The sequence below is a fragment of the Pseudomonas sp. SDO5532_S415 genome, from assembly GCF_054071155.1.
On sequence record NZ_JBSVWS010000210.1, the window covers coordinates 1 to 8490 of the forward strand.

The following is an 8490-nucleotide window of genomic DNA, read 5'->3' on the forward strand; positions in this document are numbered from 1 at the left end:
TATGTTTTTTTGACAGACACACCGCCTTCGCGAGCAGGCTCGCTCCCACAGGGGTCCACAGGGGTTTTGTGGTGGTCAGGAAGCTGCGGTCGAGGGCTCCAGCTGTCGCTGCGCCAGCCAGATCTCTTCTTGCAACCACTGGCTGAACACCTGCAGTTGCGGCAGCGATTGCTCGGGGCGGGTCACCAGCCAGTACGACTGATGGCCTTCGACATGCACGTTGAGTACCTGGGTCAGCTGCCCGCTGGCCAGCTCCGGGGCGACCATGTGCCAGTCGGCGATGGTGATACCCAGCCCATCAACCGCCGCGCGGATCGCCAGGTCGAGCAAGTCGAATTCATAGCCACCCTGGGTATCGACACCACTGATGCGCGCCGCGTCCAGCCAGTGTTTCCAGGTCAGGTAGCGCTGGTCTTCCCGGGCCAGCACATGCAGCAGCGTCAGGCGATTGAGATCGATGCCCTGCTCGGTCCATTCCCGCGCATACAAGGTCGGCGCGCACACCGCGATATGCCGTTCCTGGAACAGCAGCGAACTGTCCAGGCCGTCCCATTCGCCGTTGCCGAAACGGATCGCGCAGTCCAGGGTGCTGGTTTCCGCCAGGCTGTCCGGCAGGCGCGTGGTAATACTCAGCTCCAGCTCCGGATGCTTTTCGCGCAGGCGCCCCAGGCGCGGCATCAGCCAACGGTTGGTGAAGGTCGGCGGCGCGTTGATGTGCAGGCGGTTGGCGTGGGATTTCTGCTGGATGCTGCGCACCGTCAACTCGATCTTGTCGAACGACTGGTGCAACGCCCGCAGCAGCACCCGGCCGGCACTGGTCAGTTCCAGGTGATGGTGACGGCGTTCCAGCAGGCTCTCGTCAAGTTGCTCCTCCAGCTGACGCACCTGGCGGCTGACCGCGCTCTGGGTCACGTTCAACAACTCCGCGGCGCGGGTAAAGCTGCCCGTGCTGCCGGCCACTTCAAAGGCTTTCAGCGCATTGAGGCCGGGCATTTTGCGTTTCATGAAAGGCTCTTGGGGTTCGGTGACAGGGCGCCAAGGATCCCACGGCAGCGGTACATTGTCCTACAGGATTTTTTCAGTAACATGCATTCGATGAAGGTTTCTCTCGATTTTTAATCGTTTGTTCATCGCACCACGGATCGCAAGACTGGCCGGCATCTCACATAAAAATAACCGAGAACTGCCACATGCCCTTCCCTGCTTCCCTGCGCGTCAGTGCGCTTTATCTCGCTCTACTCTGTACCTTTGCGGCCCCCGCCATGGCCGTGCAAGTCACCGACAATCTCGACCTCGGCGGCGCCGTGCGTGCCCGTTGGGACTACGACCCGGACCGCGACATCCAGACGTTCGGCCTGGACACGGTATTCCTCAGCGCCAAGTACAACTCCGACACCTGGATCGGTGAGGCCCAGTACCGTTTCTACGGACGCTCCTATCCCTACCGGTACACGAAGAACTACGGCGACATCCAGTTCGCCAAGCTGGCGTGGGCCGGCTACAAGTTCAACCCCGACCAGCAGGTGCAAGTGGGCCTGAACACGGTGCCGTTCGGCTTGCAGCCGTATTTCGGCAGCACCTTCTACGAAACCCTGGGCAACGTCATCGGTCTGGAAGATCTGCAAGAGGTCGGCGCCAAGTACATTCAGCAAAGTGGCGACTGGAACATCCAGGGCGGCTACTACCTGCGCCCGGCGTGGCAGGGGAAAGGCACCAGCAACGGCGTGACGTTCTCCAGCGTGGTGTCCGAGGCTGACAGCTATGTCACCGACGGCAGCAACAACCAGGAACGCAACACTCTGGTGCTGCGGGTCGCCAAGGCCCTGGAGCTGGGGCCATGGAAGTCCGAAATCGGTGTGTCGGGGCTGACCTCGTCCCTCGAGAACAAGGACACAAACGACAACGGCCGCCGCAACGCCGTGGCCGTGCACTACCTGGGCAAGAACGGTCCGTGGGGCGTGCAATTGCAGGCGGCGCGACAGCAGATGTCACCGCGCAACCCCGGAACTGACGAGCTGGTGACCCTTGGCGGCTACGACGGCACCTACAACGTCGCCAGTCGCGGCAATCTCTATGTGGCTGACCTTAGCTATGACGTGGCCGGCAAGTACCTGTTCGATCAGGTCAGCGGGGTCAAGGTCTACGCCAACTACAGCGCCTTCGACAAATCCGCCAGCGGGTTCAAGACGTCGGAGCGGGTAATTCTGGGTAGCTCGTTTGCGCTGAGCAAGTTGTGGATTGCCACAGAGTGGATGTTCGGCAAGAACGATCCGTACATTGGCGGCAGCAGCTATACCCAGAGCCTGGGGGCGGGTGGGACGGATCACTGGGAGAATCAGGTGTATGTGAACGTCGGGTACTACTTCTGATCCGGATAATTTGGCGTTATTGAGGACGCCTTCGCGAGCAGGCTCGCTCCCACAGGGGATTTGTGAATGCCACAGCCCGCTTGTGGGAGCGAGCCTGCTCGCGAATGGGCCAGCCCAAACAACACTTGCATCGGCTCATTGCCAATAGTCAGATAGACGCTACAAAACAACATCAAGAAATGAGCCCCTCCCATGCGTCAACTGCCCTCGCTCAACATGCTGCGCATCTTCGAGGAGGTCGCGCGGCATCGCAGTTTCAGCCAGGCCGCCCTTGGCCTGAACGTCACCCAGGGCGCGGTCAGCCGGCAAATCAAACAGCTCGAAGACTACCTCGGCGTGGCGCTGTTCATACGCACGCCGCAAGGCCTGTCGCTGACCGAGGCCGGCACCGCCCTTTCCCCGCACCTGAGCGATGCCTTCGACCACATCGAACGTGCCCTGCAAGCCGTGCGCGTGCCCAACTTGCGCCAGCGCCTGCGGATCGTCGCGCCACCGACCTGGGCCACGCGCTGGCTGTCGGCGCACCTGCGCGCGTTCTGTCAGCGCTACCCGGACATCAGTTTGAGCGTGACCCACCAGGCCAGTCACGACAACCTCGCCGAGATCGACTGCCACATCCGCTTCGGCCTCGAAGCGGACAGTCATTGCCACAGTCAGTTGCTGGTGATGGAACGGCACATCGCCGTGGCCAGCCCGGAGCTGTTCATCGACGGTCAGGCACCCGACCTGCAGCAGTTGCCGTTGCTGCACATCTTGCACAACGGCAAGCGTTTGAAGGTCTGGGAAAACTGGCTGGCGGCGATGAGCCGCGACGATGTCGATGCTGGGCAAGGCCTGGAATTCAGCACCCTGGACCAGGTGATCCATACCGCACTGGCCGGTGGCGGCCTGGCGGTGATCGACCGGCAGATGATCGAAAAGGAACTGGCCAACGGCAGCCTGCTGCCGATCACCCCCGTGGAGGTGATCGGACCCTATGGCTATTGGCTGGATGTGGCGAATGACAAATGGGGGTTGTCGAAGGTGCGGTTGTTTACCGAGTGGCTGGAAAGGGTCAGTAATCCCTGACACACCCCTTCCCCTCCCGTGGAAGGGTCTCCCTGTGGGAGCGAGGCTGCTCGCGAAAGCGGAGTGTCAGGGGCAGATAACGCTCTGACACACTGCCTTCGCGAGCAGGCTCGCTCCCACAAGGGATGCGTGTACACGCTTTAGATTGGGGTCGCAGCTTTGACGGCCACACCCACATGCCCCTCCACCGGACTCTGCGCCTTGCACGCCTGGCTCAAGGTCAGTGATTTGGTCTCCGGCGCCCAGGCCCAGGACAGCAGCGCGCCAATCGCCAGGATTGCCGCGAGAATGCCCATGGTCGGGCTCAAGCCGATTCCCGCCACACTCACCGGCAACAGGAAGGTGCTGACCGCCGAGCCCAATCGGCTCACCGCCGTCGCCAGACCAATGCCACTGGCGCGCACTTCGGTCGGGAAGCTCTCGGCGGGGAACACGCCCACCAGGTTACTCACCGCCGACAACACCAGGGTGAACAGCCCGAACACCAGCACCATCAGGAACGCCGCGCTGCCCGGCAGTACCGCCAACAGGAACAAGGCGATGGCGAGGATAATGAACGAGTTGATCAGGAACCCGCGGCGGGTGAACTTGATGGTGCACCAGATGCCGATCAGCGCACCGAGGATCAGCAGCATGTTCAACATCAGCTCGGTGCCGAAGCCTTCGGCCAGGCCCATCTTCTGCAGGATCGACGGCAGGAAGGTGTAGATGGCGAAGTACGGCATGACGATGCAGACGAAGAACAGGCAGTTGAACGCGGTGCGTTTGCGGTATTCACGGCTGAACAGCACCGCATAACCGGAACGGGTTTCGGTGGAACGGGTTTCGTCGAGTTCGACGTTGTCGCCCAGGAACTTTTTGACGATCGCGCGTGCCTCGGCAATACGCCCTTGGTTGACCAGCCAGCGCGGCGACTCCGGGGTACCGATGCGCGCAATCAGGATCAGCGCCGCCGGAATCGCCGACGAGGCCAGCATCCAGCGCCAGGCGTCGTCGCCGAGGCTGAGCATCGCGGTGCCGACGAAGGTCGCGGCCACGTAACCGAAGGTCCAGATCACGCTGAACGAACCGAGCAATACGCCGCGGTGCTTTTTCGGTGCGAACTCGGCGAGCATGGCGTGACCGACACTGAAGTCACCGCCCAGGCCAATACCGATCAGCACCCGGCACAGGAACAGGCTCATCGCCGTCTCGACGTAGAACTGCATGACCGAAGCGATGGTGATCAGCACGAAGCTGACCAGGAAAATTTTCTGCCGGCCGACCTTGTCGGAAATCCAGCCGAAAAACAGACTGCCAAGAAACAGACCGATCAGCGCCGAAGCCCCGATCAGGCCCTGCCAGAAAGCATCCAGTTGCATCTGCGGGCTCAGCAGGGTGAATGCGATACCGATCAGGCCGAGGATGTAGCCGTCGGTGAAATGCGCACCGAAGGTCAGGCCGGCGATCTTGATGTGAAAGCGCCCGATGGGCAGGTCGTCGATTTTTACCGGTTGTACGGACATGTAAGTCTCCAATTGTTGTTATTGACGGAGAAATGAAACCGATATTTCGGGTGGTGAAACTGTGGGAGCGAGCCTGCTCGCGAATGCGGGGTGTCAGTCAGCACCATGTTGCCTGACAGGACGCCTTCGCGAGCCGGCTCGCTCCCACAAGGGGATGGGGTGGGGTTACAGGCCCCCCATCAACAGGTATTTGATTTCCAGGTAGTCATCCAGACCGTACTTCGAACCCTCGCGCCCCAGGCCCGATTCCTTGATGCCACCGAACGGCGCCACTTCCGTGGAAATGATCCCTTCGTTGATCCCGACCATGCCTGCTTCCAGGCCTTCGGCCATGCGCCACACGCGGCCGATGTCGCGGCTGTAGAAGTAGGCCGACAAGCCGTACGGCGTATCGTTGGCCCGTTGCAGCACTTCGGCCTCGTCCTTGAAGCGGAAACACGCGGCCACCGGGCCGAAGGTTTCGTCCTGGGCGATCAACATCTCGCTGCTGGCCTCGGCGAGGATGGTCGGCTCATAGAACGTGCCACCCAACGCATGACGACGGCCACCGCACAGCACCTTGGCGCCCTTCTCCACGGCATCGCTGACATGCAATTCCACTTTGGCCAGCGCCGCCGCGTTGATCAGCGGCCCCTGTTCGGTGTCGCCTTCCAGTGCATTGCCGACGCGCATCGCCGCCACGGCTTCAGCGAGCTTGCCGGTAAAGGCTTCGTACACGCCGTCCTGGATGAAGAAGCGGTTGACGCAGACGCAGGTTTGCCCGGTGTTGCGGAATTTCGAGGCCATCGCGCCTTTCACCGCCGCGTCGATATCCGCGTCGTCGAAGACAATGAACGGTGCGTTGCCACCCAGTTCCAGCGAGACCTTTTTCAATGTGTCGGCGGCCTGGCGCATCAGCAGCTTGCCGGTGCGGGTCGAGCCGGTGAACGACAGTTTGCGCACGATGCCGCTAGCCTGCAGCGCACCGCCAATCGCCACCGCATCGCCGGACACCACGTTGAACACACCGGCGGGGATGCCCGCCTGCTCGGCCAATACCGCCAGGGCGAAGGCCGACAGCGGGGTTTCTTCCGATGGCTTGAGAATCATCGTGCAACCGGCCGCCAGCGCCGGGCCCACCTTGCGGGTGACCATGGCCAGTGGAAAATTCCACGGGGTGATCGCCGCGACTACACCGATGGCTTCCTTGACCACAATGATCCGCGCATCGGCCTTGTGACTCGGGATCACATCGCCGTAGGCGCGCTTGGCCTCTTCGGCGAACCACTCCAGAAAACTCGCGGCATACACCACTTCGCCCATGGCTTCGGCCAGTGGCTTGCCTTGTTCGCGACTAAGCAAGGTGGCCAGATCCTTCTGGTTGCTCAGCATCAACTCACCCCAGCGCTTGATGCGCTGGCTGCGTTCCTTGGCGGTGAGCTTGCGCCACGCCGGCAAGGCGCGATTGGCGGCGGCGATGGCCTGGTTGGTTTCTTCGGCGCCGGCCTTCTGCACGTCGGCGATCAACTCGCCGGTGGCCGGATTCAGCACCGGGTAGGTCGCACCACCGCCGCCCCCCACACCGCTGCACCATTGACCGTCGATGAAATTGCCGTGACGGATCAACGCGCTCATGCCACGGCCTCGGTCAGGTTGAAGCGTTCCGAGCCCGGACGGGACGAACGCAGGATACGTTTACCGGCGGTGTAATCGTTGATCACGTCGCACGGGGTGTAATTGCGTTCCAGCTCGTGCAGTTCCTCGGCATCGAGCCTGGTCTCCAGGGCCGCCAGGGCGCTGTCGAACTGTTCGGTGGTGTCGGCACCGACCAACATGCAATCCACACCCGGATGATTGGCGACCCAGGCCTGGGCAATCTGCGCGTTGGACACGCCGCGAGCACGGGCCACGCGTTGCACCGAACGGGCGATTTCGAACGAGGCTTCGTCGCTGTACATCTGCTGGGTGAAGAAGTCGGTCTGGTTGCGGGTCGACTGCACGTCGCCGGTCAACAAGCCACGGGCCAGCGGGCTGAACACCGAAATCCCCAGGCCCTGATCGCGACAGAACGGGATCATCTCGCGCTCTTCTTCGCGGTAGGCGCAATTCAGTTGCAGCTGCATGTTGATCGGCTTGACCCAGCCATTGCGCTCGCAGGCCATGAGGATTTTCGCCAGTTGCCCGGTGAGCATGGTCGAGACACCTATGTAGCGCGCCTTGCCGGAACGCACGATGTCGTTCATGGCGCTCATGGTTTCTTCGACCGGGGTGTTCACGTCAAAGTAGTGCAGCATGAACACGTCGACGTAATCCATGTCCAGGCGTTTGAGCGAAGCATCGATGCTGTCCATGATGTGCTTGCGCGAATGACCGCTGGCGTTGATACCCGGGCGGGTGCCGTAACCGACCTTGGTAGTGATCACCAGGTCTTCGCGACGGGCCAGGCGCTTGACGATGCGCCCCACTACTTCCTCGCCCACGCCGGCGGAATAGAAGTCCGCCAGGTCGATGAAGTTCACGCCATTGTCCAGCGCGTGCTTGACGATCGGCTCGCTTTTTTTCTCATCGAAGATCCACGGTTTCCAATCCGGGGTGCCCATGTTCATGGTGCCCAGGCACAGGCGGGAGACTTGCAGGCCGGAGTTGCCCAAACGGATGTATTGCATGGCGCGAACCTCAGGCTTTAGGTGTGTAGAAAGGGTTGCTGATGTGATTGACCACATCTTTGAGCTGCGCGGTTTCCGGCTTGCCGGTCAGGGCGGCGCGGATCGCGGTGCGGCAGGCGTTGTAGTTGTTCAGGTACACCGCATCCAGATCGTCGCAGGCCGGGTTGACCCAGTTGGCGGTGACGATGGCCCACTCGTCTTCCGCTTCCGACGGCAGGGTGCCGTCCAGTAGCGCTTCAAGAACCGCTTTGGCGATTCCGGCCTGGGACGCGCCCCAGGTGGCGTTGCCGTGCAGATCGCTGCTGATCGCCGCCTTGTTCACATACAGGGTCATCGGCTTGACCGGGATGTTCGGCTGGGCGATCACCATGAATGGACAATGGCCCTGGCTTGGCGACGCCAGGCTATTGGCGAAGGCCTGACCGGCCGGGCCATTGCGCGGGCCGATCAGGATGTTGATGTGCGCGGCGTTCACGCCAGGGCCTTCGAAACCTTCACCGATGTACAGGTCGAGTTCTTTCATGGGTCGTTACTCTTCTGGGATTTGGGTTGATCAGAGGTGCACGCAAGCCGTGGGATTCGCGTGGCAAATGTCGGGGTTCGAAGAGCGCAGCAGGTCGCTGGCGCAGACGCGGCAGTGATGAATGATCATGGGTGCAAACGCTCTTTTTTGTTGTTGATGAGCAGGTTTGCGATTTTTTATCACTGGGGGTTGGCGGAGCTGTAACCATAAAAAATCATGAGGGTATGACTTCAGGTCATACCCTCCGGTAACCGATGCAAAAACCTGTGGGAGCGAGCCTGCTCGCGAATGTGGTGGGTCAATCGACACTTGTATTGTCTGACACACCGCCTTCGCGAGCAGGCTCGCTCCCCCAATGGTTCGAAGCGATCTTGACTATT

The 8490-nt window shown here is 61.4% G+C and carries 7 protein-coding genes; 2 read left to right on the plus strand and 5 right to left on the minus strand.

Translation table 11 applies throughout. The features are described 5' to 3' along the window. Positions 1-75: 75 nt before the first annotated feature. Positions 76-1005 (minus strand): LysR substrate-binding domain-containing protein, encoded by a 930-nt coding sequence (locus tag ACW9HW_RS27045; RefSeq protein ID WP_095192569.1) that lies wholly within the window; start codon positions 1003-1005, stop codon positions 76-78. Between the two features lie 185 nt (positions 1006-1190). Here ACW9HW_RS27045 and ACW9HW_RS27050 point away from each other — a divergent pair, with 185 nt between their 5' ends. Further along, positions 1191-2369 (plus strand): hypothetical protein, encoded by a 1179-nt coding sequence (locus ACW9HW_RS27050; RefSeq protein WP_457402367.1) that lies wholly within the window; start codon positions 1191-1193, stop codon positions 2367-2369. A gap of 192 nt (positions 2370-2561) precedes the next feature. Beyond that, on the plus strand, positions 2562-3437 hold the full coding sequence (locus ACW9HW_RS27055; RefSeq protein WP_095192571.1) for a LysR substrate-binding domain-containing protein: 876 nt from the start codon (positions 2562-2564) through the stop codon (positions 3435-3437). Between the two features lie 140 nt (positions 3438-3577). Here ACW9HW_RS27055 and ACW9HW_RS27060 read toward each other — a convergent pair whose 3' ends face one another. The 4 genes from ACW9HW_RS27060 to fae all read right to left on the minus strand — a co-directional run bounded on the left by ACW9HW_RS27060 (position 3578) and on the right by fae (position 8110). Then, positions 3578-4942 (minus strand): MFS transporter, encoded by a 1365-nt coding sequence (locus ACW9HW_RS27060; RefSeq protein WP_095192572.1) that lies wholly within the window; start codon positions 4940-4942, stop codon positions 3578-3580. 165 nt (positions 4943-5107) lie between these two features. Then, positions 5108-6556, minus strand: a complete 1449-nt coding sequence (locus ACW9HW_RS27065; RefSeq protein WP_457402370.1) for an NAD-dependent succinate-semialdehyde dehydrogenase — start codon at positions 6554-6556, stop codon at positions 5108-5110. Beyond that, positions 6553-7587, minus strand: a complete 1035-nt coding sequence (locus tag ACW9HW_RS27070) for an aldo/keto reductase (RefSeq protein ID WP_095192574.1) — start codon at positions 7585-7587, stop codon at positions 6553-6555. Before ACW9HW_RS27070 ends, ACW9HW_RS27065 begins: the two co-directional genes overlap by 4 nt. Before the next feature lie 10 nt (positions 7588-7597). Continuing rightward, a complete protein-coding gene (gene fae / locus ACW9HW_RS27075) occupies positions 7598-8110 on the minus strand; it encodes a formaldehyde-activating enzyme (protein WP_085687829.1) in 513 nt (170 codons plus the stop codon). Positions 8111-8490: the final 380 nt, after the last annotated feature.